This window comes from Anabaena sp. WA102, assembly GCF_001277295.1.
In the GTDB taxonomy this organism is placed as follows: Bacteria; Cyanobacteriota; Cyanobacteriia; order Cyanobacteriales; family Nostocaceae; genus Dolichospermum; species Dolichospermum heterosporum.
Genome location: NZ_CP011456.1, coordinates 1,829,349 through 1,854,196 on the forward strand (window position 1 = coordinate 1,829,349; position 24,848 = coordinate 1,854,196).

At 37.4% G+C, this 24,848-nt stretch carries 26 protein-coding genes and 1 pseudogene; 9 read left to right on the forward strand and 18 right to left on the reverse strand.

Features of this window, described 5'->3' with window-relative positions; genetic code table 11:
* Positions 1-57: 57 nt before the first annotated feature.
* A complete protein-coding gene (locus AA650_RS07995) occupies positions 58-900 on the reverse strand; it encodes a methyltransferase domain-containing protein (RefSeq protein ID WP_053538609.1) in 843 nt (280 codons plus the stop codon).
* A 282-nt stretch (positions 901-1,182) separates the two neighbouring features.
* On the opposite strand from AA650_RS07995, the gene AA650_RS08000 reads away from it, so the two are divergent.
* Complete coding sequence (locus AA650_RS08000; protein ID WP_053538610.1) at positions 1,183-2,538, forward strand: TrkH family potassium uptake protein; 1,356 nt, start codon at positions 1,183-1,185, stop codon at positions 2,536-2,538.
* A gap of 194 nt (positions 2,539-2,732) precedes the next feature.
* Positions 2,733-3,428, forward strand: coding sequence for a potassium channel family protein (locus tag AA650_RS08005; RefSeq protein ID WP_027402359.1), 696 nt, complete (start codon positions 2,733-2,735; stop codon positions 3,426-3,428).
* Between the two features lie 116 nt (positions 3,429-3,544).
* Here AA650_RS08005 and AA650_RS08010 read toward each other — a convergent pair whose 3' ends face one another.
* Together AA650_RS08010 and queA are read right to left on the reverse strand one after the other, a co-directional pair.
* Positions 3,545-4,609, reverse strand: a complete 1,065-nt coding sequence (locus AA650_RS08010) for a tetratricopeptide repeat protein (protein ID WP_053538611.1) — start codon at positions 4,607-4,609, stop codon at positions 3,545-3,547.
* Between the two features lie 277 nt (positions 4,610-4,886).
* On the reverse strand, positions 4,887-6,023 hold the full coding sequence (gene queA, locus AA650_RS08015) for a tRNA preQ1(34) S-adenosylmethionine ribosyltransferase-isomerase QueA (protein ID WP_053538612.1): 1,137 nt from the start codon (positions 6,021-6,023) through the stop codon (positions 4,887-4,889).
* Positions 6,024-6,297: 274 nt separating this feature from the next.
* Here queA and AA650_RS08020 point away from each other — a divergent pair, with 274 nt between their 5' ends.
* A complete protein-coding gene (locus tag AA650_RS08020) occupies positions 6,298-6,687 on the forward strand; it encodes a hypothetical protein (protein WP_027402361.1) in 390 nt (129 codons plus the stop codon).
* 52 nt (positions 6,688-6,739) lie between these two features.
* On the opposite strand, the gene AA650_RS08025 is transcribed toward AA650_RS08020, so the two are convergent.
* Positions 6,740-7,180: a YraN family protein gene (locus AA650_RS08025; RefSeq protein WP_039203117.1), complete on the reverse strand. Its 441-nt coding sequence runs from the start codon at positions 7,178-7,180 to the stop codon at positions 6,740-6,742.
* Between the two features lie 14 nt (positions 7,181-7,194).
* Between AA650_RS08025 and AA650_RS08030 the strand changes: the two genes are divergently transcribed.
* The gene (locus AA650_RS08030; RefSeq protein WP_039203116.1) at positions 7,195-7,698 is read left to right on the forward strand and encodes a pentapeptide repeat-containing protein; all 504 of its coding nucleotides are present in this window, start codon (positions 7,195-7,197) and stop codon (positions 7,696-7,698) included.
* 56 nt (positions 7,699-7,754) lie between these two features.
* Here AA650_RS08030 and AA650_RS08035 read toward each other — a convergent pair whose 3' ends face one another.
* Complete coding sequence (locus AA650_RS08035) at positions 7,755-8,366, reverse strand: Uma2 family endonuclease (RefSeq protein WP_053538613.1); 612 nt, start codon at positions 8,364-8,366, stop codon at positions 7,755-7,757.
* Between the two features lie 329 nt (positions 8,367-8,695).
* Here AA650_RS08035 and AA650_RS08040 point away from each other — a divergent pair, with 329 nt between their 5' ends.
* Both AA650_RS08040 and AA650_RS08045 read left to right on the forward strand, forming a co-directional pair.
* Entirely contained in the window at positions 8,696-9,586 is an 891-nt protein-coding gene (locus AA650_RS08040) for an ATP adenylyltransferase family protein (protein WP_053538614.1), read from the forward strand.
* 74 nt (positions 9,587-9,660) lie between these two features.
* On the forward strand, positions 9,661-11,019 hold the full coding sequence (locus AA650_RS08045; protein ID WP_053538615.1) for a cysteine desulfurase-like protein: 1,359 nt from the start codon (positions 9,661-9,663) through the stop codon (positions 11,017-11,019).
* A gap of 90 nt (positions 11,020-11,109) precedes the next feature.
* On the opposite strand, the gene AA650_RS08050 is transcribed toward AA650_RS08045, so the two are convergent.
* Positions 11,110-13,383 (reverse strand): RelA/SpoT family protein, encoded by a 2,274-nt coding sequence (locus tag AA650_RS08050; protein ID WP_053538616.1) that lies wholly within the window; start codon positions 13,381-13,383, stop codon positions 11,110-11,112.
* A 291-nt stretch (positions 13,384-13,674) separates the two neighbouring features.
* Between AA650_RS08050 and patD the strand changes: the two genes are divergently transcribed.
* The 3 genes from patD to trxA all read left to right on the forward strand — a co-directional run bounded on the left by patD (position 13,675) and on the right by trxA (position 16,267).
* A complete protein-coding gene (gene patD / locus AA650_RS08055) occupies positions 13,675-14,031 on the forward strand; it encodes a heterocyst frequency control protein PatD (protein WP_053538617.1) in 357 nt (118 codons plus the stop codon).
* Between the two features lie 491 nt (positions 14,032-14,522).
* The gene (locus AA650_RS08060) at positions 14,523-15,770 is read left to right on the forward strand and encodes a hypothetical protein (RefSeq protein ID WP_053538618.1); all 1,248 of its coding nucleotides are present in this window, start codon (positions 14,523-14,525) and stop codon (positions 15,768-15,770) included.
* A 167-nt stretch (positions 15,771-15,937) separates the two neighbouring features.
* The gene (gene trxA, locus AA650_RS08065; protein WP_039203110.1) at positions 15,938-16,267 is read left to right on the forward strand and encodes a thioredoxin; all 330 of its coding nucleotides are present in this window, start codon (positions 15,938-15,940) and stop codon (positions 16,265-16,267) included.
* Between the two features lie 12 nt (positions 16,268-16,279).
* On the opposite strand, the gene AA650_RS08070 is transcribed toward trxA, so the two are convergent.
* From AA650_RS08070 to serS, 12 genes and pseudogenes are all read right to left on the reverse strand, one after another.
* Positions 16,280-17,779: a family 10 glycosylhydrolase gene (locus AA650_RS08070; protein WP_053538619.1), complete on the reverse strand. Its 1,500-nt coding sequence runs from the start codon at positions 17,777-17,779 to the stop codon at positions 16,280-16,282.
* A gap of 32 nt (positions 17,780-17,811) precedes the next feature.
* Positions 17,812-17,991 (reverse strand): annotated as a pseudogene (locus tag AA650_RS08075) (ISAzo13-like element transposase-related protein); the annotation flags it as partial.
* A gap of 75 nt (positions 17,992-18,066) precedes the next feature.
* Positions 18,067-18,231, reverse strand: a complete 165-nt coding sequence (locus AA650_RS08080) for a hypothetical protein (RefSeq protein WP_168634702.1) — start codon at positions 18,229-18,231, stop codon at positions 18,067-18,069.
* Between the two features lie 409 nt (positions 18,232-18,640).
* Positions 18,641-19,042, reverse strand: a complete 402-nt coding sequence (locus AA650_RS08085; protein ID WP_053538622.1) for a type II toxin-antitoxin system VapC family toxin — start codon at positions 19,040-19,042, stop codon at positions 18,641-18,643.
* Positions 19,030-19,251 (reverse strand): hypothetical protein, encoded by a 222-nt coding sequence (locus AA650_RS08090; protein ID WP_053538623.1) that lies wholly within the window; start codon positions 19,249-19,251, stop codon positions 19,030-19,032. Before AA650_RS08090 ends, AA650_RS08085 begins: the two co-directional genes overlap by 13 nt.
* A gap of 334 nt (positions 19,252-19,585) precedes the next feature.
* Positions 19,586-19,987, reverse strand: a complete 402-nt coding sequence (gene vapC, locus AA650_RS08095) for a type II toxin-antitoxin system tRNA(fMet)-specific endonuclease VapC (RefSeq protein ID WP_053538624.1) — start codon at positions 19,985-19,987, stop codon at positions 19,586-19,588.
* A complete protein-coding gene (locus AA650_RS08100; RefSeq protein WP_053538625.1) occupies positions 19,988-20,215 on the reverse strand; it encodes an antitoxin in 228 nt (75 codons plus the stop codon).
* Between the two features lie 395 nt (positions 20,216-20,610).
* Positions 20,611-20,712 (reverse strand): type II toxin-antitoxin system HicB family antitoxin, encoded by a 102-nt coding sequence (locus tag AA650_RS27715; protein ID WP_199924403.1) that lies wholly within the window; start codon positions 20,710-20,712, stop codon positions 20,611-20,613.
* Between the two features lie 245 nt (positions 20,713-20,957).
* Positions 20,958-21,125: a hypothetical protein gene (locus AA650_RS27720; RefSeq protein ID WP_168466228.1), complete on the reverse strand. Its 168-nt coding sequence runs from the start codon at positions 21,123-21,125 to the stop codon at positions 20,958-20,960.
* Positions 21,126-21,242: 117 nt separating this feature from the next.
* The gene (locus AA650_RS08110) at positions 21,243-21,602 is read right to left on the reverse strand and encodes a type II toxin-antitoxin system VapC family toxin (protein ID WP_234413346.1); all 360 of its coding nucleotides are present in this window, start codon (positions 21,600-21,602) and stop codon (positions 21,243-21,245) included.
* A 698-nt stretch (positions 21,603-22,300) separates the two neighbouring features.
* On the reverse strand, positions 22,301-23,218 hold the full coding sequence (locus AA650_RS08115) for a hypothetical protein (protein WP_053538626.1): 918 nt from the start codon (positions 23,216-23,218) through the stop codon (positions 22,301-22,303).
* 144 nt (positions 23,219-23,362) lie between these two features.
* Entirely contained in the window at positions 23,363-24,643 is a 1,281-nt protein-coding gene (gene serS, locus AA650_RS08120) for a serine--tRNA ligase (protein ID WP_053538627.1), read from the reverse strand.
* Between the last annotated feature and the right edge of the window lie 205 nt (positions 24,644-24,848).

Here is a 24,848-nt window from a genome sequence, read left to right on the forward strand (position 1 = left end):
TGTGCCTCTGTGGTTCGTTTATCCTTAAATTGAGTACATCTTTAAACAGAATTGGACTTATTTTGTCCCGCGTAATAATCCAAACCGAACCAATCCAGTTTCATAACCTCGACGCATTAAACCTAAAGATAATGCCCCCTGAATTGTAGTCCAACCAGCCATTAATAAACCGATAAATGCTTGGGGTGTAAATGCCGAATCAATGACAACATTCCAAAAAGGAGCAACTGCGGTTGACCAATCAGCCGTGCGAATATTATTTAATGGTAATTGCCAAGCGATCGCTTCATACTCCGCTAAAGAAATTACATACGGTAAACAATAGACCTGATAAATATCCTGCAAGTGCTTTTGTTCATCTGCTGTCAGTGATGACTTATCCGTATTTCGATGACACCATGTCACCATAATCAAAGTCCCACCGGGCTTTAATACGCGATAGCACTCTTGCAAAAACTTAGTTTTATCCGGCATATGTTCACCGCTTTCCAGTGACCAGACCAAATCAAAAGAATTATCCTCAAAAGGCATTTCCTGAGCATTAGCAACCATGAATCTAGTTTTTTGACTCAAATTCATTGCCAAAGACCTTTCAGTAGCCCTAGCAGCTTGTACAGGACTCAGTGTAATTCCCGTGGCATTTGCCCCAAACTTCTCAGCTAAGTATAAAGAACTACCACCAATCCCACAGCCGACATCAAGAATATTTTTTGCACCCTTAACATCAGCCCATTTTAACAATTCTTCAATTAAATCAATTTGTGCCTGACGGCGTTCTTTCACCTGTTGACCATCTACGCCATAATAACCGTGGTGCATATGTTCCCCCCAAATCTGTTCCCACAGACTGGAAGAAGCGTCGTAAAATTCCTGAATTTGTTTGTAAAGTATTTGACTCATGAATTTAATAATAATAAAGATGAGAAGAAACTGCAAAAAAAACTTATTCTTAGGCTACCATCTATGCTTTTAATTAGATATAACGGTATGCACTTGAATGAAATACAGTCATAAGCCCCCTCCTCGCTTGCGGGGAGGGGGTTGGGGGTGGGGTTCTTGTATTTCACTCAACCAATAACCGCTATAGGGATATTTTTACGCCAGGGAATAACTCATTAATTCTACCTTGGGAATATATAAAAATAACCTAACTGCATGAAATTTCTTCATTTTTAATCACTTATGACTGTTGCGCGGACAATTTGTTTGGGATTTATTGCTGTCATTCTTTTGGGAGCAATTCTCTTAACAATGCCTTTTTCAACTGGTAACGGTAATTGGAATGACCCAATTGTTGCCCTATTTACTTCAACTTCAGCGGTTTGTGTCACAGGATTAGCAGTGGTAGATACTGGGACTGAATTTTCCTTTCTAGGTCAGTTATTTATTGCTCTATTAGCCCAAATTGGTGGTTTAGGTTATATGACAACTACCACATTTTTAATGTTATTAATTGGCAGAAAATTTGACTTGAGACAAAAAGTAGCAATTCAGCAAGCTTTAGACCGTCCAGGCATGAGTGGTAGCTCTCAAATTATCCGTTCTATTATTGTGACTACCTTGTTGTTTGAACTCACGGGAGTATTTTTATTAATGATAGCTTTTGTTCCCGAAAAAGGTTGGCAAGAAGGAACTTGGTTAGCTATTTTTCACAGTGTCAGTGCTTGGAACAATGCTGGATTTAGTTTATTTAAAGATAATTTAATTGGCTATCAATCTTCTCCTTTAGTGATTATCACAATTGGCTGTTTAATTATCTTTGGAGGTATTGGTTATCAAGTAATTTTGGATATGTATTTGTGGTTGCGAGACAGCTTTACCTATCAAGGTAATCGCCTCGTTAGAAAGACAAGTTGTTTAATATTCTCTCTAGATTTTAAGGTTGCTACTAGCACAACTTTAATATTATTAGTGCTAGGAACAATTGCAATTTTCTTTATAGAAATCAGAAACGATAGCGTCTTTGGGCAATTAAGTTTATCTGATAAAATATTAGCTGCTTGGTTTCAGTCAGTCAGTACCAGAACCGCTGGTTTTAACAGCATTGACATTGGGAAAATGACTAATGCGGGATTATTCATTATGATTGCACTGATGTTTATTGGTGCAAGTCCAGGAGGTACAGGAGGAGGAATCAAAACCACTACTTTACGAGTTCTGACCAGTTGTACAAAGGCAATTATCCAAGGCAAAGAAGAGGTATTATTATATAATCGTAAAATTGCCATTTCTTTAATTTTAAAAGCTGTGGGGGTGGTGTTCGGTTCATTAGCAACAGTGATTTTTGCCACCATTTTAATTAGTATTACCGACCCCAAATTGGCTTTTATTCAAATTCTTTTTGAAGTAGTATCAGCCTTTGGTACAGTAGGACTTTCCACAGGGATTACAGCTACTCTTTCTACCGCAGCAAAATTAATTTTAATTCTCACCATGTATATTGGTCGCGTTGGTATTTTATTATTGATGTCATCTATACTAGGTGATCCTCGTCCTAGCAGAATTCACTATCCCGAAGAAAATCTCCTTGTTGGATAATTACAGCGGTTTCCGCTCTTATGAGGTGCATCTTAGCCCCCTCATCGCACCCCCCTAAATCCCCCCGCAGCGGGGGGAAGAAAAGGATAAGCTTTTGATACTGGAGGGGGTTAGGGGTGGGGTTCTTGTACCTCATAACATCGGGAAGTGCTGTAGGATTTAGCGAACAACTAACAACTGACAACTGACAAATCATGAACCTTTCATCCTTAAAATTTCTTCGCAGTTTACGTAAAGATAACCACCAATTTGCTGTAATTGGATTAGGTCGTTTTGGTCGTTCTGTTTGTTCAACATTGCATAATTTAGGTTATCAAGTATTAGCTACAGATGTTGATGAAAAACGGGTTTCCGAAGCATTGAATGAAGAAATAGTTGGTCATGCTTTGCAACTCGATTCAACTGAATCAGCAGCCCTGAAAGAAGCCGGAATTTTTGAATTTGATACCGTTATTGTCGCCATTGGTAACTACGTTCAGGAAAGTATTATTACTACCTTAAATGTGAAAGAAGGTGGTGTACCTCACGTAGTTGCAAAAGCCTCTAGTGAAGTTCACCGCAAATTATTACAACGAGTGGGCGCAGATCATGTAGTATTTCCTGAATATGAAGCTGGTTGTGCTTTAGCAAGAACACTCACTAAACCGGGAATTTTAGAAAGATTTGATCTTGACCCAGATAACAGTATTGTGGAGTTAATTGTCCCTGATGAATTTCATGGGAAAACTATTGCTGAACTGCAACTGCGTAACCGCTACGGTTTAAATATGTTGGCTGTAAGTCATGATGGTAAATTTATCATTAATCCCGAACCAACTAAACGTTTAGAAAAAGGTTCTGCAATGGTAGTAATTGGTTGTAATAAAGATATTAATCGTTTACCAATATAGGGAACAGGGAACAGGGAATAGGGAATAGGGAATAGGGAATAGGGAACAGGGAATAATAATTTTTCAATGACAAATGACAAATGACAAATGACAAATGATAAATGATAAATGACAAATTATTTTGGATTTGTGATTTGTTTATCTGGTGTCAAATTCGGTAAAGTAGTTTTCTCAGTTGTCGAAGTATTTGCAGGTAAGTCTTCAACAGGGGGAAGATTTGCAGGTGCTTGTTCAACTGGTGGAGTAGTAACTGCCGTTGCGCTACCGGGTTGATTTACAGGCGATTTTTTGGGTGCTAAAATTTGGGCAATTTGTTGGATGATTTGTTCAGTTTTGGCAACTTGCTCAGTATTTCCTGCTGTTACGTACTGTTGACGAGCGCGTCTTAATGCTTGAGCGGATTCCTTAAAGACACCTTGATTATATAAAGCTACTCCTAAGTTATAGTGAGCAGAGGTGTTTTTAGGATTTTGCAGAATTGCTGCTTTATAAATATTAATTGCTTCGGCAATTTTACCTTGATTTACTAAAAGACTACCTAAATTATTGTAAGCTACAGAATTTTCAGGATCTATTTTTAAAACTTCCCGATAGGCGGAAATCGCCGATTCTACTTGACCTTCTTGTTGTTGAACAATTGCTAAGTTGAAATAAGCATTTTCATGATTTCTATCTAAATTAATTGCTTGTTCATAAGCAGAAATAGCATCTTGACGCTGATCTTGTTCATAGAATAAAACCCCCAAATTATAATGAGCATCAGCCAATGTGGGAGTTACCACTAAGGCTTGACGATAAGCTGTAATAGCGGCTTCTTTTTGTCCCTGTTTTTGTAAAGCTACACCCAAATTATAATAAGCTGATCCCAAATTGGGATTTAATCTAATGGCTTCTCCAAATTCTTGGATAGCTAGATCTAAGCGATTTTGTTGTAAAAGAATATTACCTAAATAATTTCGGGCTGCACCAATATTAGGATCTCGCTCTAAGGCTTTACGAAAAGCCATTTCCGAACCTTGATAGTCTTGACGATTATAAAATGTCACTCCCTGTTGAAAAGATATAGCTGCTTCTAAATCCTGGGAAACAACTTCTGCTGCTGATACCTGACTGTTGGGAGAATTAATAATTGCAGGTAAAGTCAAGATTAAAAATGCAGAAGAAGTAGAAAGGATACTCATTAACACTTGCTTGTATGTAGCCCTAGCTATGTTAAAAGACGGATATTTATGGCATTTTTGATACATGACTCACTACCCTTTAGTTATACTGAATCTAATCTAAGTAACTGGGCATAATTAAATATAAGACCTCTCTCCAAACCTCTTCCCTTGCAGGGGAGAGGCTTTGACTCCCCATTCCCTGGTAGGGAAGGGGGCTGGGAGGTTAGGTCTATCTTATATTTTTTAACGCCTACCTACTTATCTAAATTAGATTATCCATCACTTCATCAAAAATTCATAATTGAATACTTTTCCCTTCTGGTAAGATCAACATAGCATCACCGAAAGAGTAGAAGCGGTATTCAGAACTAATTGCTTGCTGGTAAAGATCCAATAATCTTTTTCTACCAATTAAAGCACTAACCAGCATCAATAAACTAGAACGGGGTAAATGAAAATTGGTGATTAACCCCTCCACAACCTGCCATTTATAGCCCGGATAAATAAACAAATTTGTCTTCCCGACAAAGGGCTGTAAATCCCCAGATTGCGCCGCACCTTCCAAAGCTCTTACCGCTGTTGTCCCTACCGCAATAATTCGTCCCCCAGCAGCCTGAGTAGCCCGAATTTGCTCAACGGTATCAGCAGGAACTTCAATCCATTCTTCGTGCATGGCGTGGGTAGTGACATCTTCTACTTCCACTGGGCGGAAAGTACCGATACCAACATGAAGGGTAATAAAGGCTTGATTAATCCCACAATTACGCAGCTTTTCTAGTAATTCCGGTGTAAAATGTAATCCTGCTGTTGGGGCGGCGATCGCTCCCTGTTGAGCTGCATACACCGTCTGATACTGTTCATCAGCCGCAGTAGAAGCCGTAATATAAGGAGGTAGGGGAATCTGTCCAAACTTCCCTAACACCTGCACTAAAGGAACTGCTGGGGGCAAATCAAACTGTAATAATCGCCCCCCAGTTTCTGGATCTGACTCAACAACTGTCGCCCTCAATTCCTGTTTATTCCCATCTCCTCCCGCTGTAAAAATAATCTCACTACCCACCTTAAAGCGCTTTCCAGGCTTCACCAAAGCCAACCAGCAATTATGCCCTCGTTCCTCCAATAGCAACACCTCCACCCCCGCACCTGTATCCTTACAGCCATATAGCCGAGCGGGAATTACCTTTGTATTATTCATAATCAATAAATCACCCGGTTTCAGCAATTCCGACAAATCACGGAAAATGTGATGTAGAGGTGGTATAGTTTTAGCAGTTTCGGGAGAATTTACCACCAATAACTTAGAACTATCTCTAGGAACAGCAGGGTTTTGGGCGATTAGTCCTGGTGGAAGTTCGTAGTCATAACTAGACAACGAACAATCTAAATTAACATTTTGTGTTTTCGCTTTATCTTGTATTATTTGTCGCTTCATATTAATCAAGTAATTGTTAAATTGTTATAATAGTATGCACTTAAATGAGCTACAAAACTTACTGTAACCGCTATACATCACTTTTACTGCCTTTTCTTTCCATCTTCTTCATTCTGACTCCTGACTGGGCGCAGGCCCTGCGCCCCTACCTCCTGACTCCTGAATTATTGGGTAAATCTCCCCATAGAATAACGGGTGCTTTTACCCTACCGGGAACTCCACCCCATTAACGAAGATAGATAGGTAGAACTAAATTGAATCCCATAACACTATGATGGAATACTTGTACTATCTAGGCAATGCCACACTCACCCTGAGAATCGTTCAATACTTACATGGTAGACCACAACTTCCCGTTTCCTTTGTGAGCGTGATTCATCAAATTAATGGTTGGGTAGTCAGAATTAAACTCAAAGAAACAGTCTCAGATCAACAAGATGGTGATTTTCGAGCTTTCTTGAGTGAATTGGGAATTAGCTATCAGCCACCAATGAGAGTCCAAATGGCATTTTGGAGTTTGGAATCTGGACAAACACCCATAGACGTAATGCGTCGTTACCAAGTAGCAGTTGTTTCTCATGGTAGCCCGGAAAGAGAAGAAATTGAAGCATTTAGACAACAGTTTGTTCGAGGTTTAGGGTATTGTCCAGAAACACTCGCTTAAACAATGCTAAATTAAGTGTCACAACGTAAAAATAATTTTGCAATCATGATTATTACTGTTCAAAGGCTGCCTCAATATATTGAAGCAGCTTAAATTCATATCCAGCTATAGATAAACGCTCTAAAAATTCTTCGCCAATAGTCTTTTTACTTTGTAATTGATAATGAACAAGTGCCACATCGAAGCGACAAGCATAATCAGCTTTTTGTGGATATTCAGCTAAAAATATTTCCGCAGTCCGCCAGATTTTTGCTTGTTTTTGGGGAGTAATGGCATTTTTTCCCCCTTCATCCCAATTACCAGAACTCCGGGTTTTCACTTCAACAAACGCCAGCATTGTGTCTTGATATTGGGCAATAATATCAATTTCTCCCCAACGACAACAAAAGCGCCGCTGCAAAACTTCCCAACCTGTAGATTGTAACCATTTGGCTACTAGGTCTTCACCTATGTTACCAATATCTGCATAATTAAATGGAGAAGGATTAGCCATTAATTAACAATACCATGAATACTAAGCATCCCAATTGGATAAGTATACTCAGTTTATTACTTTGGGTGATGATTTCCACCACAGTCTTAGCAGCTTTTGTCCCTTCTGCTGTAGCACTGGAATATAACAAAGAAATTCTTATCAGTGCTGATTTTTCTGGACGTGATTTAACAGATTCTAGTTTTACTAAAGCAAATCTTCGCTACAGTAATTTTAGTCACTCTAATTTAAGAGGTGTTAGTTTTTTCGCCGCCAATCTAGAATCAGCAAATTTACAGGGAGCAGACCTAACTAATGCTACACTTGATTCAGCGCGGTTAATTAGAGCCGATTTAACCAACGCCGTTTTAGAAGGAGCATTTGCAGCTGGTGCCAAATTTGATGGTGCTATAATCGAGGGTGCAGATTTTACTGATGTACTACTGCGTCAAGATGAACAAAAGAAACTATGTAAGTTGGCAAAAGGTACTAATCCCGTGACAGGAAGGGAAACAAGAGATACCTTATATTGTTCTTAGATTCAGATCAGATCCCCGACTTCTTTGAGAATTCGGGGATCTGACGCTTACAGTATTTAGATATTTTGTAAAATTTGTGAAAGTGTTAATTTGAGTTCTGGAAATAATGGCGATATAATTAAATCATCACCTCTAAATTGATTAACTATGTATTCATCATCAACTAAAGAATAAATAGAAATAGTTGGTTGTTTAGGATTACCAATAAATCTTTTACCACCGAAAGCACCATAATCAACTATCCAATATTCAGGAATACCCATTGATTCATAATCGTTGGTTTTATGAGTATAATCTGTTTGCCAATTACTACTAACAATTTCTATTACTAAAGGAACTGAATCGGCTTGAGTAATAGTTGATTCTTTTTTCCATAAAGGTTCATTAGGTAAGTTGGCAGGATTGAGTAATAAAATATCAGGTGAATAGGCAGATTCAGATTTTGGTGTTTTGATTAATGTTGTTTTAGGTATGAGGTAAGAAAGATTAAGTCTATCTAATTCTCCTGATATCTTACGGGCTAAAAAACCAATTACGAATTCATGATCTCCTACTGGTGGGTTCATTTCTACAATTTTTCCATTGTGCAATTCATAACGTGATCCTGTTTCTGGATAGGATTGGATAAACTCCTCAAAGCTGACTGATTTGGTTAAGGTTTGAACCATGATTCACCTCTTGAATGGTGATAATTTGCTGATTTTAATTATACTATACAATATCTTGTCCATTTTTTGTAGGTCGGGTTAAGCGACAGCGCAACCCGATGCATTTGTTGGGTTATGGCTATGGCTCCTACGTCGCCACGCAAGCTATCGCCACACTTCATGAACGTACCTCAACCCAACATTGGCGTTAAGATAGTAAGAGTTGTTGGGTTTCCTTGCGTCAACCCAACCTACAATAAATGTTTACATAAAGCGAAATGTAGAGCCGAAATTATTGATTTTATGTAACCAATTTATGATATAAAATTGTTAGTTATCTCCTATAAAATATGCACCAGCAAGAAATCCGACTTAAACCCGGTACATTATGGACAAGTCTCAAAAAAACCACCGAACTGGCTTTAAAATCTGGAGCTTTAAAATCTATTCCCACAGAGGTGGAAATTTTTGAACAAGATGGAATCAAGTTTGTTGTCAGAATTTTAGAAAATATCAATCGCAAAAAAGCTGATCAAGAAAAACAAAATCAAAAAACTGCTAAAACTGGTAAAGAATTTAATCCTTTTTTACCTTATGAAGAAGCTTTATTTGTGGCGGATATCTCCCCTACTCACGTTTGTATTTTAAATAAATTCAATGTTGTTGATTATCACTTTTTGATAATTACCCGCGCTTTTGAACCACAGGAAAGCCTACTTACCCTAGAAGATTTTACAGCTATGTGGGCTTGTTTAGCAGAATTTGATGGGTTAGTATTTTATAACGGTGGTAAACTTGCTGGTGCGAGTCAACCACATAAACATTTACAAATTGTCCCTTTTGCAGAAACAGATATTCCCATTTCACCACTTGTAAAAGCCGCAAAATTAGATAATTCCCTGGGAACTATCCCAGAATTTCCCTTTGTACACGCTTCCACTGAAATTAACTTGGGAGAAAGTGCCGAAATAACTTTCAAAAAATATCATACATTACTACAAACCTTGGGAATTAACCCCCTAGAAAATAATATCCAATCAGGAGCATATAATCTTTTAATGACACGAGAATGGATGTTAATTGTTCCCAGAAAATTTGAAGAATTTGAATCAATTTCTGTGAACTCATTGGGGTTTGCAGGGGCATTGTTAGTCAAAAATCAACAACAAATGCAACTATTAAAAAATATTAGCCCTATTAACCTTTTAAATCATGTTGCTTTTCCTCTACAACAACATTGAATCTTAGACTACAATATAAATTAATATATTTCTCCCTTTGCGCGAAACAAAAATCATCAAAAAGAGGAAAAATCATGGAATCTCTGGATATAAAATGGATTCGTTCCCAGTTTCCCGCACTCACACAAACAATCAACGGAAAACCAGCAATTTTCTTTGATGGACCCGGTGGCACACAAGTACCCGGTGGTGTACTAGACGCAATTAGTGATTATTTAGTCAGGTCAAATGCTAATGCTCACGGTGCTTTTACTACCAGTATGCGAACCGATGCCTTGATTATTTCTGCCAGGTCGGCGATCGCCGACTTTCTGGGATGCGATCATGATGAAGTAGTATTTGGCGCAAATATGACCACCCTCACCTTCTCCGTGAGTCGCGCTATCGGTAGAGAACTCCAACCCGGTGATGAAATAATTGTTACAGACTTAGACCATGCAGCCAACATTTCTCCCTGGTATGCTTTAGAAGAAAAAGGTGTGATTATTCGGACAGTTAATATTAATATTGCCGACTGTACATTAGATTTAACCGATTTAGAAAAAAAGATAAATTCCCGCACCAAACTAGTAGCAGTAACTTACGCTTCCAACGCCGTCGGCACAATTAATGATATTGCTAAAATAGTTAAAATTGCCCATAGTTTCGGAGCTTTAGTATATGTTGATGCCGTCCATTACGCCCCCCATGCACCAATAAATGTTCATCATTTAGACTGTGATTTTCTCGCCTGTTCCGCCTACAAATTCTTCGCTCCCCATCTAGGAATTCTTTACGGAAAAAGAGAACATTTAACCAGATTTTCCCCTTATAAAGTTAAACCCGCATCAGAAGAAGTCCCTTCCAGATGGGAAACAGGAACATTAAATCATGAAGGTTTAGCAGGATTAGTAGCAGCAATTAATTATTTAGCAAAATTAGGTTGTCATGTTTCCCCAACCTTAGATAACGAATTACTTTCCTCCTTAATAGAAGCCGATAGAGAAGGCTTAACCACCTTCCATTGTCCTCGATTCCTAACCGAAATAGCCCAACCAAACCACAAATTAGCATCAGCCTATCATAGTCGTCGAGCCGCATTATTATCAGCCATGTCAGCCATTCAACAATACGAAAGAGAATTAAGTAAAAAATTGATTTCAGGATTATTAAAAATCCCTGGTTTAACCCTCTATGGAATTACCGAACCCAGCCAATTTACATGGCGCACACCAACAGTATCCATTCGCATGACAGAAAAAACACCAGCAACCATAGCCAAAATATTAGGAGAACAGGGAATATTCGCTTGGTACGGAAACTTCTATGCAACCAACCTCACCGAAAAATTAGACGTAGAAACATCAGGCGGCTTATTACGAATAGGACTAGCCCATTACAACACAGCCGCAGAAATAGATCAACTTCTACAAACCCTCAATGAAATCGCGTAACAACCTTAAATCACAGCCATTTTCATATATTTTCTTCCTTTGCGCCTTTGCGCCTTTGCGTGAGATAATGAAAATAGCTGTAACACCCCACTAACCGCAGTCCTCAGTCTCACAAACACGGCGAATATTGAGAATATCACTCATTTTCTTGAGTTGCACAAATAAATGTTCCAACTGAGAACAATCGCGGACATCAATTCCCAAATCCATCAACGCAGGTTGTCCCAAACAAGTTTTCACTTGAGCATGACGAACATTAATACCCTGATCACTCAAGCGTGACAATACATCTTTCAATACTCCCACCCTGTCCATAGCCTCAATTTGCACATTAACCGGATAAGTATGGGGACGGCTGCGGTTTTCCATAGCCAAATTCCAGCGCACTGGTACTAACCGCTCACACTCAATAGGATCTACATTATGACAGCCTTGGCGGTGGATAGAAATTCCTCTTCCTCGTGTGACTACACCCACAATTGCTTCACCAGGAATGGGGTTACAACAGCCAGCGATATGATGAACCAAACCCTCCATACCAATAATCGGGGAATCACTAGCACGGGAAGTAATTAGTGGGGTATCCCGTGAGGATTTTGGCGTTGGTTCTTTGGGGATAAATGGGACAACATCACTCACTGGTTGTCTAGCTTTCACAACTTCTCGCCAACGGTTCAGCGCTAAATTCGAGGTAATTTCCCCATAACCCAAACCGGCAAGTAAGTCTTCCACACTGTGATAATTACATTTTTCTGCGACAGTGTGCATAGCATCTGATTTGAGCAAATTCTCAAAACCAGTTTTCCCCAATTCCTTCTCTAATAAATCCCGTCCTCTGGCGATATTTTCTTCCCGGCGCGATCGCTTGTACCACTGTTTAATTCGATACTTCGCCGCTGAAGTGCTAACAAAATTTAACCAATCCAAACTAGGATGACTATTCTTTTGAGTAATAATGTCCACAATATCGCCATTATGCAAGCGCGTTGACAAAGGCACAATGCGACCATTAACCCGCGCTCCCGCACAGTGGTTTCCCACTTCCGTATGAATCCGATAAGCAAAATCAATACTTGTAGAACCAGGACTTAAAGGAACAACATCCCCCTTTGGGGTGAAGACATAAACATCATCTTCAAATAGATTATCCTTAACACTATCTAAGTATTCCTGAGCATCTTTTAAATCACTTTGCCAATCTAGCAACTGGCGCAACCAAGTAAACTTTTCATCAGAGCCTGTGACGGAAGTATTCTCAGAACCCCCAGTTTCTTTATACTTCCAATGGGCAGCAATTCCGTACTCCGCGATATGGTGCATTTCCAAAGTCCGAATTTGCACCTCCAGCGGGCGACCAGTCAAGCCAATTACCCCCGTATGCAAAGACTGATAATGGTTTGGCTTTGGCAATCCAATGTAGTCCTTGAACCTACCAGGGATAGGACGAAAAGAATCATGAACAACAGCTAAAGCGCGATAGCATTCTTCATTACTTTGGACAATAATTCGCAGCGCCGCCAAGTCGTAAATTTCATGAAATTCCTTTTGCTGCCGCTGCATTTTTTGATAAATGCTATAAAGGTGTTTAGGACGACCGCTAATTTCCAAACAATTAATCCCCGCCTTGAGTAACCGACGGCGTAAAGTATCCGTAGCTTTGAGTAACTTTTCTTCCCGTGCCGTGCGTTTTTCCGCGACACATTTCTGAGTTTCTCGATAAGCCTCTGGTTCTAAATATTTAAATGCTAAATCCTCTAATTCCCACTTAATTTGCCAAATCCCTAAGCGATTCGCCAAAGGTGCAAAAATATCTCGCGTTTCCTGGGCGCTACGTTGACGACTAGCTTCTGACATATATTGGAGAGTCCGCATATTATGCAAACGGTCTGCCAGTTTCACCACAATGACACGAATATCTTGCGCCATAGCCAAAAACATTCGCCGGAAATTTTCCGCCTGACTTTCGGTTTTGCTAGTAAAATTAATTTTCGACAGCTTGGTAACACCTTCTACCAATAACCTGACTTCTGGACCAAACCGTGCTTCTATATCTTCACTTGTAACTTCTGTATCTTCAACTACATCATGAAGTAATCCGGCTGCTATCATAGCAGGACTACCACCTAATTCACGGAGTATTTCCGCTACAGCAACAGGATGGGCAATATAAGGTTCTCCCGACTTGCGAATTTGTCCCCCATGTAGTTGGTATGCAAACTGAAAAGCCCGACAAATTAAGGCATTACCGTTATACGTTCGGTCTTCCTCCTCTGTAAGTATTGGCGCTGGAGGTGCGATTAAACATTTGTTAAGCCAGTCTGGGAGAACAACATCAACAGGAGGTTTGACGGCTACACTACTCATAAAATAAAAAAGGTAATTTGTGGATAGGTTAAGAGATAAGCAAAAATAACAGCATTTCTATAAATAGATGCTGTTGACTGAAGGTTTAAAGACAAGGTTGGAGAGATGATGTCCTAATTGCCTATGGTCATCATCCATTGTAGGTTTCATCCAAACATAATAAAAAACCTATTGACGGTAAATCAAGCCTCCAAATAAAATTTGAGACTTGTGATTTTGAGCAGGAACAATGGAAAGCTTGGGGATATAAGAAAATTTTCTTGACATTAATACTATCTTAACTAGCAACAGATGTCTTTTAATTGTGATAAATATCAGGAATTGGCAACATTTCTAGATGAGTTTCGGACTAATGTAACAGCAGGTAAACTCAATGCTGGGGAGTTACGTCCGCAATTAGCCAAGTTACAGGCGTTTTTTAGCCAGCAAATTGTTCCTTTGGTTGATGCTAATTCACGAGAACAATCCTATAAAACCGAAATAAGTAAGCAGTTGCGACTATTGGAAGTAGATATGATGTTTCTCCAAGGAGCAAAGCAATTAACGACATTGCAAGCTAGGTTGAAAACTATTGAAGAACGCATTGATACTTTAATTAGATATTGTCAAGCTATTACTCAACCTACGGAAGCGCAGGAATCAAAGTAGGAATTTGTCTCACGCAAAGGCGCAAAGGCGCAAAGGAAGAGTTTAAGAGATGGAATTTTTGCCTCTTGATGGGGAATAATAAAATTATGCCAATGCCTACATCAACCGGGGAATTTCCCATTATAAATTAGGAGATAAGCAAAGTGCAATTAAAGATTTTCAAACACCCTCTAAGCCAGGTACGAAAGATCCCCGATTTCTTAATTAAATTTTTTGTAAATAATGAAGATAATTCAAAGAAGTCGGGGATCTAAATCCGTCGGTTTCATTTTCTGATCTTCTTCTCTCTTCCTTTGCGTCTCTGCGCCTCTGCGTGAGAAAAAATATTTAACTTATTCACAAAAAATAGAACTAACTACTTAATAAGTATATAAAAATTAACAAAAAAACCACTAAAGTCATAGGACAATGGTAAATTAATTTCAGTAACACCCGTAATCAGGTTGTGTTTCTTGATAGTACATCAACTTAAGTACATACAGGATAGTTATATGTTTACCAGAATCCGCCGGCTTTCAAATCGGTTTTTTAATAACTCTCGGACAGTAAACAACGAACCACTGAATAAAGTGAGTTTGATTGTCATTATTTTAGTTGATATTTTTATTTTAATTAATGTTTTTACGGGTTTAAATAATATTAGTGAATGGCATCTCAGTCCAACCCAAGCTTATCCATGTTATTCTGAATGGAATATTTACAAAACCCAAACTACCAAAAATAAAGATTATGAATTTTTGAGAAGTTCATTACCTTACGGTAGCAATGAGCAAAAAATTCAGCAAAGATATCAAGATGCAGAAATTGGACATTTGGGTAAAGTTTCCGAAATCTGTTTGAACTATGGTGAATCTAAAGATAAACTGAATAATCCGCAAAATCAGAAAATTATCACCACGATAAATCAGACTCAAGATAAAATTAGTCGTCTTGAACAAGCAAATGCTACCATTCGTCAGCAATATGATTCAACCTTATTAGAAAAAATTGCCGGTCAGTCTTCAGGTAATTCTATTAATCAGGTTCGCGCTGAAAAAGCTAAACAGGAATTAACACAAAATAATCAGAAAATTGCCAACTTAAAACAGGAAATTGCTAATCTGCAAAATCAACTGCTGACAAAACCTGAAAGTGTTAATTTCTTGTCTTTTGTCAAAGATGAAACTAAATTTAATCAAGTTGAACAAGGCTATAAAGATGCTTCCTTTTGGTATCCTAGCATTCAATTAGTTTTTCAGGCTATCTTTTTAATTCCACTTATTCTGATGGCATTATTAGTTAATAATTTCAGTCAACGGAAAGGATATGGATTAATAGGATTAATTAGCTGGCATTTGCTAGTGATATTTCTCATTCCGCTAATTTTGAAAATATTTGAATTTCTGCAAATTGGTGTAATATTTAAATTCTTGTTTGATATTATTAGTTTTCTGTTTGGTGGGCTAGTTTTCCTAATTAGTTATGTTTATATTTTGCTAATTCCCTTAGTTGGTTTTGGCATGATTAAATTCTTTCAAACGGTTGTTTTTAATCATAAAATTCAAGCAGCTAACAGAATTCAAAAATCACGCTGTATTCGGTGTGCTAAAAAAATTCGCCCTCAAGATAGCCACTGTCCCCACTGTGGTTACTATCAATATGTCGAATGCCATAATTGTCATAATTTAACTTATAAGGAATTACCTTATTGTCATCATTGCGGTGCTGATCAAAATTCCCCTAATTTAGAGGTAAATTAACACTTTAAGAAAGTAGAGAAATTTCGATGCAAGTGAGGTATAATGGGCAATAATTAACCGCAGATGGCAGAAGATAGACGCAGATAAACGCAGATAATTTGGTTTTCCTGCTCTCCTCTTTTATTCGATATTATTAAGTTATTGATTGAAATCTAGGCAAATAATTTATGTCATCTATTACCAATGTCACTGAAGCTACATTTAAACAAGAGGTGCTAGAAAGTCAAACTCCTGTTTTAGTTGATTTTTGGGCCCCTTGGTGCGGTCCTTGTAAGATGCTGTCTCCTGTAGTGGAAGAAGTGGCTGCGGAATATGAGGGACAGCTAAAAGTGGTAAAGTTAAATGCTGATCAAAATCCTACTGTTGCTAGTCATTACGGGATTCGCAGTATTCCCACTTTGATGATATTTAAGGGGGGACGACAAATTAAAACAGTTGTTGGTGCTGTTCCTAAAACTACATTAGCTACTACATTAGATAGGTATGTTGATTCCTAGCTACAGCATTTTTCACCGAATATTGCAAGCTTTCCGTTCACCGTCATGTTCAGGATGTTGCCAAGAATAAGCAAAATGGCTGACACCCTTAATTTGAGGAGATAATTGGCGGAGGGCTTGCATTTGTACTTCTAAAGGAGGACGATTGCTAATTGATTCTCCCCATTTCCCAGCTAAAGCCGGAATCACTTTTGTACCTGGTTGCGCCATTTTTAAAACTTGTTGAACTTGCGCCACAATGCAACTAGCATTCCCGCAATTTGCATAGGACATGGGATGCCATTCTAGGGTACTGGGGAACTTATCCCAAGGTTGCAAGCGGGAATCATACCCCTGTCCTAAAGCTTGATTACCTTCGGGAAAAAATACCGCTCCCGCGGGAATACCTTTTTGTTTGGCTGGGTAACTTGCTAAAGTTACAAAATCTAAGATACCTTGCATAGCATGAGCAACGGAGAGTAACCACAAATCCAATTGCAAAACCCGCTGTTTTTCTGCTGGAGAAGGTAAGGATTTCTGCTTTTTGGGGGGAATACGCCCTTCCCACATGGGTTCATCTTCTTGAGGATAGCGTTTATCAATTTCTGCTATGTCGCCAGCGCTGACATATCCTTTGGTTAAAAAACGACGAATTAATTCTAATCCTTTGGCATTTTTGGCGCGACTAAATAGGACTTCTTGGGTGGCTGGAGTAAATAGCCAGAGGTCATGAACTTTGGTAGCAATGGAGTCAATGCCGGTCTGACGAGGATAACGAACATAATCGAAGAGAATACCATCTGGACGACGGCGGATAACCTGTTGTACCATACGGTAGTAATCGGTTTTTGCTTGGGTGTTGTAGGGATCAATGAAGACTTGGGAACTATCTTCTACTACGGATAAGCTGGTTTGATTTTTGCCATTACGAGCGATCGCATTTTGTCTATCTGCACGTTGAGCATAGGTGTAACCGAAGTTAGTCGTAAACATCCAAGTATAAACCTTTAAACCCCGTTGTTGCCCTTTTTTAATTGCTAATGCTAATAAATCAAATTTTTCTGCACCAGGAAGGCGAACTACAGCAGGCCAAACTGTAGAATTAGTTGCGGCGGGTAATAACACTTGTCCATCATAAAATACTTCTAAATAAACTTGGTTATAGCCTTGGTTGACAATTCGATCCATAATTTGATCAACTGCTCCCGGCTGGATATCACAGGGATACAGGCGCAACCAAATAGCCTGAGTTTGCGGCCAAGTCTGACTACGACAGGTTTTTAATTCTTGTGTATGCTGTTTGAGTAATTTCTGATAGCGACTTGCCGCCTCTTTATTGCCTTTAAAAGCCAATAAACGTAAGTTTTCTTTTTCTTGAGTTGCTTTTGATGATACCCAACAATCCTGTCTGTTCTGAGCAATGGCTGGTTTTGTAGCTAGATTGAGAATCAATAAGCAATTAGTAATAATTACAGTAAATAAACCTTGCCAAGATAAAACTACACTTAAAAATTTCCAGTTGAAATCAGACATAAGAGAACTCCACAAAAAAGATGATCCAATAACTATGCTGGTTTAGCAAAAATTTCCACAAACCATTTTTTGAGATCAGGAAGGTGGTGAATCTGTGTTTCCAGTTCTTCCATAGCTGAAGTTGTGAGTTTAACACCTGTGGAATAGACTTTTTCTAACAACGTGACAACCGGGTTTTTACCCTTAAATGTGAGGGTTTGAGCGAAATTCATTTTAAATTACTTGCAGCTAATTTTTTAGCATCTTTCTGAGATTGTTTAGTATAAACTAATTTCCAATTTACCACTCTAATTCCCCATCACATTCTGCAATTGGTGCAGATGATGTTCAATTGGGCGATCTTCTAATACAATAACAGCGTTATATTCTCCCATTGGTATATCTACAGGAGAATTGACTAATAATTTGCCATCATTTGTTATAGTTACTTTTATGTCTAAGTAGGTGAACACAATAAAACCAAACTGTGTAAAGAAACGTAAAATCGCCCAAACCCTCTTCACTCTTGCCTATTGCCTCTTGCCTTTTGCCTTGCCATAACGACAATTTTCAACGCCAACCTACTTAGTGTTTTCATAGTTCACTTAATTAGTAAATGATCATGTTAATTATACCAAATTTGTCTGATAGCGTAGAGTGGGGCAACCCATATCAGGATGTCCACGATTTGAGGATGTACAGGATGATTTTTTAATATTAATCTACATCTTCAGCAATTGCACTAATTCAAATATCCCACAATATCAAACTCAAATATAATCCTGTTAATCCTTTAATCCTGGTTATCCTGATTCTGACAGTTAAATTTCAATAAAAAACGGTGCGTTATATTTCATTAACGCACACTATAAGATGAGCGAACTATTTCATCAAATAATTATTGAGTTCAGGATATTGAGAAAAGAAACCATCAATACTGGCTAATTTTGCTTGATATTCTAATGTAGTAGCAATAATTAAACGGTCAAATGGATCTTTGTGAACAGGAGATAAATTCACAGCACGACAAGCAATTTCCGGAGTCAAGGGAAATAATGTAATACCTGCTGGTGCTAATGCTTCCTGAAACCATTGATTAGTAGCACAAGGTAATTCTAGTCTTCTTCGTTGTTGTGCAAGTGCTATTTCATAACAGGAGATAACACAAATACCTACCTCGTCAGCCGTTTCAATAACTTCTCTCCAGTGGGTAGGAAATTTATCAAATTGTTGATTAATAAACCAGAACCAAATATGAGTATCAAGAATTATTATTTGAGACATTCCCACTCTTCTTCATTCACAATAGGACTAACAATATCACCCAATGTTTTACCTTTACCAGCAATAGAAGCAGGAGGAGTACGGCGTTTTTTTGATGGTAAGTTTTCTTGTAGTATAGTGATAATCACACGAGCAGAATTAACTTGAGGTTGTTCTGACAACCATGTTAATTGGCCATTTTCATAAATTGCTTCGTAACTTTTTAGCATAATAATTTGATGATGAATGATGGTTATATTTTATTATAGTTTAAACAATCGCATTTTGTCAGAATCAGGATGTCCAGGATTTGAGGATGTACAGGATGTTTTTTTAATATTGGTCTACATTTTCAGAAATTGCATTTTGTCTGAATCAGGATGTCCAGGGTTTGAGGATGTACAGGATAATTTTCTAATATTAATCTACATCTTCAGAAATTGCACTAATTCCAATATTCCACAATATCAATATCAAATATAATCCTGTTAATCCTTTAATCCTGGTTATCCTGATTCTGACAGTTAAATATTAATAGAAAACGGTGCGTTACATTTCATTAACTTACTCTGCCCAATTTTCTAACGAGAGTTTAGGAATGCGAGAAAATTCGCGGATATTGTTAGTAACGAGAGTAACACCTAAGCTCATTGCATGAGCAGCAATTAACATATCCATTAATCCAATTACAAGCCCTTTTCTTTCTAAATCACTTCTAATACATCCATAAATTACTGCTGCATTTTGACTAAATTCAATAATTTCTAAAGGAAGTAAAAACTGCATGAGGGCATTTTTATTTTTCTCTTGTTGCTGACTTTTATAAACTCCATATTCTAATTCAGCAACGGTAATGGAAGAAATGCCAATATCAGAAATTGACAAGGTTTGAAATCGTGCTATAACTTTTTCTGGTTTTTGCCTAATCAGATAAATACAGATATTAGTATCGAGAAGATATTGCATTTAAAACTCCTCTCTTTTATCAATAGGAAGTTGATCTCTAGTCATCATAAAATCATCAGAAAATTGGTCTAAACTATCAATTAGAGTTTGCCAAGAATTATCTTTACTAATAAGAATAATGGCATTACCAATTTTTTTAACATAGACTTCAGTACCTGTCATTTTAAAATCTGTTGGTAATATCACCATTTGATGAGTACCGTCACTGCAAAGTTTAGCTGTATTCATGATTATTTCCTCTAATTCATGTTAGTTGCTTATGCTTTAATTGTAGCTAAAAATTGGCTTAATCAGGATGTACAGGATGTTTTTTTAATATTTATCTACATTTTCAGAAGTTGCATTTTGTCAGAATCAGGATGCTCAGGATTTGAGGATGTACAGGATGTTTTTTAATATTTATCTATATTTTCAGCAATTGCGCTAATTCAAATATTCCAGAATATCAAACTCAAATATAATCCTGTTAATCCTTTAATCGGTGGAAATCCTGATTCTAAAATTTATACGCTACTTAGGGCTTTCACCTTTGCAATAGCACCTTCAATATCTGGCAATTTTTGACCATGTTTTTCGGCTGTTTCTAACCATAAGTTTCGCACAATTATCAATTCTTGTAAGGTTTATTCTAAAGTTTCACCCTGTGCTAAACATCCTTTTAATGCTGGAATTTCTGCTACAAAACCGCCTTCTTCACAAGGATAAACAACTATGGGATAATTCATGATTACTCTCCTTCTATTAATTCTAATACTCGTTTAACATAAACTGATTTTACCCGATTATTATGAACTGGAATTACTTAGAAATTGCGCTAATTTAAATATCCCAGAATATCAATATCAAATACAATCCTGTTAATCTTTTAATCGGTGGATATCCTGATATGGCTTGCGCCACGCTACGCTATCAGACAGTTAAATGTTAATAGAAAAAGGTGCATCATATTGTATTAATACACCCTACAAAATTAGCGTGAGAGAACTACTTTCTTCAATGGAAGAGAAATAATCTTTCTTCCACTTGTTGCTTGTTGTTTTCTTAAATCAGCACAAATAGCAGCCAAATCATAATTAAATGACTTAGCTTGTTCATCTCTTATTTTACGAATTTCTGCCAAAACTTCATCATTCCACATAAATTATTCTCCTAACATTTCATAAGGTGTACATATTGTTGGCAATTCATACCCTAAACTATCAGCAATCTGTGAGAGTTTTTTCTGAATATAGGGGTTAGCAATGTGCTTACAATTTCATGTTAACAGATAATCCAATCCATAGACGGTAGCTGTAGCAATGTGAACAGTATCATAAGCAGCACTGGGTGGTAAATTACTTTGTTTTTGGAATTCCTGTGCTAAATTTTGTACTGATTCTGTGATATCAAGTAAAGGAAAGTTATTTAAAACTTCTAGTCTTTTATTCACCATTTCTGCATCACCTTTTGCTACTTCTTGCAATACCAGTGGAGAAATGTAAATAGTAAAGGAGTTTCGCTGAGTGTCCCACCAGTCTCTTGTTAATTCTGCATTAGCAGCAACTATCAAATTTTTACTAGGTCTTGCTGTTAAATAACCAATAATACTTGTTTCTATGTATATTGTTTTGGTCATATTATTAAAGTATGATTACTTTGCTAAATTTACTATACAGTATCCTGTTAATCTTTTTTGTCTGAATCAGGATGTCCAGGATTTGAGGATGTACAGGATATTTTTTTAATATTCATCTACATTTTCAGAAGTTGCATTTTGTCTGAATCAGGATGTCCAGGATTTGAGGATGTACAGGATGTTTTTTTAATATTCATCTATATTTTCAGAAGTTGCATTTTGTCTGAATCAGGATGTCCAGGATTTGAGGATTTACAGGATGTTTTTTTAATATTCATCTACATTTTCTGAAATTGCATTTTGTCTGAATCAGGATGTCCAGGATTTGAGGATTTACAGGATGTTTTTTAAAATTAATCTGCATTTTCTGAAATTGCGCTAATTCAAATATTCCACAATATCAATATCAAATATAATCCTGTTAATCCTTTAATCCTGGTTATCCTGATTCAGACAGTTAATTTTCTTGTCTGAATCAGGATGCTCAGGATTTGAGGATGTACAGGATGTTTTTTAATATTCATCTACATTTTCAGAAATTGCACTAATTCAAATATTCCACAATATCAATATCAAATATAATCCTGTTAATCCTTTAATCCTGGATATCCTGATTCAGACAGTTAAATTTTAATAAAAAACGGTGCATTACATTTCATTAACGCACCCTACCAGATGAGCGATCAAGATTAGATAATCTAGCATCTAAGCCTATCTCTAAAAGAAACACGAATTTTATCCAAAAGTTCTTCATACTCACATTTGTATCTAAGATTACGTTCGATTTGCCGCCTTGCTTGACTCGAAGAGATTCGATATAAATCTTCTTCATTGCGTATGTCTATAAGACGAATCTTTCCAAGTCTGAAGTTACCAAATACATTTAATATTTCCCGAAGCCTCATATATTCTTCTTCTTCAAAGAATATCGCACTTTCATCTAATTTTAAGAGTATTTCGTTCAACAGTTGAGAGAAATTCATAATATTATTTTCGCTTGCTCCTTTCCACAATTCCTCTCCCGCTAACCGGAGTAATTGGAGTTTTCTCCATATATTCCAATACGATTGGAGTCTAGCTGAAGGATAGCTATCTGGATGAGAAGAAGAAATATTTAACTGGTCTTGGAAATAGTTAAGTTGCTCTGCTAGAGGTAATGAACCATTGAAGATAGCTATATTTCCACCAGCATTTAAGGAGTTCGCATCAATAGATCCAGGGACATTTGGTAAAATAGAATGAATAGAATTACGATATTTATCGTTTTGTAAGTGAGTGCCTATAAGATCAACATCACCTTCAGCTTCAACATCCTCTAGATCAATACCTTGACCAGTGCTTTCCTCTGCACGAAAACGACCTTTCTTACTTTTCATGCGTCTGCCTCTAATTCCACCTTGATGCTTCGCTTTATTAGAACTTTCTGATTTGAGGCTTAACCAATATCCAACTAACAAGCCTAAAGTTGCAAATATAGCCATCCACCAAATCGTCTGATTATTAAACTTTTCACCAATAGTGCGTTGCTGAATAGCAGCGGCAATTAGGTTAAAAATGACATTAATAAAAGCACCAACGAAAAGACCGAGTATTGAGTAGATATACTGTTTTTGCATAAGCTTATGCTCAGAATAAAATTTACAGTTACTTTACTAAAGTTAGTATACTGCTAGGGTATCAACTTATAATATATTCTAAAAATATGCTTTATCAAAACCCATGTAGAGACGCACCCCAAACGCCTCTACAAAACCCCTAAATCACAAAACCTCCCTACCCAAATAAACCTGCAAAACGTCCGGTACTTTAATCGTCCCGTCAGCTTGCTGATAATTCTCCAAAATCGCCGCCATAGTCCTACCCACAGCCAAACCAGAACCATTTAAAGTATGTACAAACTGCGTTCCTTTCTTACCAGTTTCCTTAAACCGAATATCCGCCCTTCTCGCTTGAAAATCAACACAATTAGAACAACTAGAAATCTCTCGATACTTCCCAGCAGAAGGCAACCACACCTCTAAATCATAAGTTTTTGTTGCAGAAAAACCTAAATCAGCAGTACATAAATTAATCACCCGATAAGGCAATTTCAAAGCCTGTAAAATACTCTCTGCACTGACTAGCAACGTCTCCAATTCATCAAAAGAATTTTCCGGTTTTACTAACTTCACCAACTCAACTTTATTGAATTGATGTAACCGAATTAAACCCCGCATATCCCGTCCATAACTTCCCGCTTCCCGCCGAAAACATGGCGTATATGCAGTATGATAAATTGGTAATTCTTCCCCGTTGATAATGTCCCCTCGATACAAATTAGTTACCGGAACTTCTGCGGTGGGAATTAACCATAAATCATCTTCTGCACATTTAAAACTATCCTCTGCAAACTTGGGTAATTGTCCAGTTCCCGTTAAAGAATCTGTATTTACTAATAACGGTGGACTAACTTCTATATAGCCATTTTCAATATGTTTAGAAAGCATAAACTGAATTAATGCTCTTTCTAAACCTGCACCCGCACCTATCAAACTCACAAACCGAGTTTGGGCAATTTTTACCGCTCTTTCAAAGTTCAAAATTCCCAACTTTTCGCCGATTTCCCAATGGGGGACAATGTTGGGATTTTCGGGTTTATATTCATCTCCCCATGTTTTCACTTCTTGGTTATCATCTTCACTTGTACCAATGGGGGTAGAATCACTGGGAAGGTTAGGAAGTGCTAAGAGTAATTGATGAATTTGCGCTTTTAACTCTTTTTCCTGGGGTTCTAATCCGCTTAATGTGATTTTGAGGCTGTTTCCTTCATCCTTTAAAGCCAGAATTTCTGCATCTTGAGGATTAACACCAGATTTTACCTTGTGTCCCACCAGTTTACCAATTTCATTACTCCGGGCTTGGAGTTCATTGCGTTTTACTTCCAATTCCCGTTGTTGTTGACTCAAATCTAAGATAGGCTGAATCTCGTATTTACCACTACGAGTATTCAACTTTTCTTGTACTAATTGGGGATTTTCTCTAATTTGTTTAATATCCAGCATTGGTGAATTTCGTTAAGTTTTGTCAATTATACTTGATTGAGATAATTAATCGTAAGGGCTTAACAATGCTAAACCCTATATACTAATGCCACCTTTCTCATCTGCGTTTATCTGCGTTTATCTGCGTTTAATTATGATCAGTGGTAAATTTACCAAATATAGTTGATAATTAGTTCAGATACTCTTCTCCATTACCTAAGCGTTA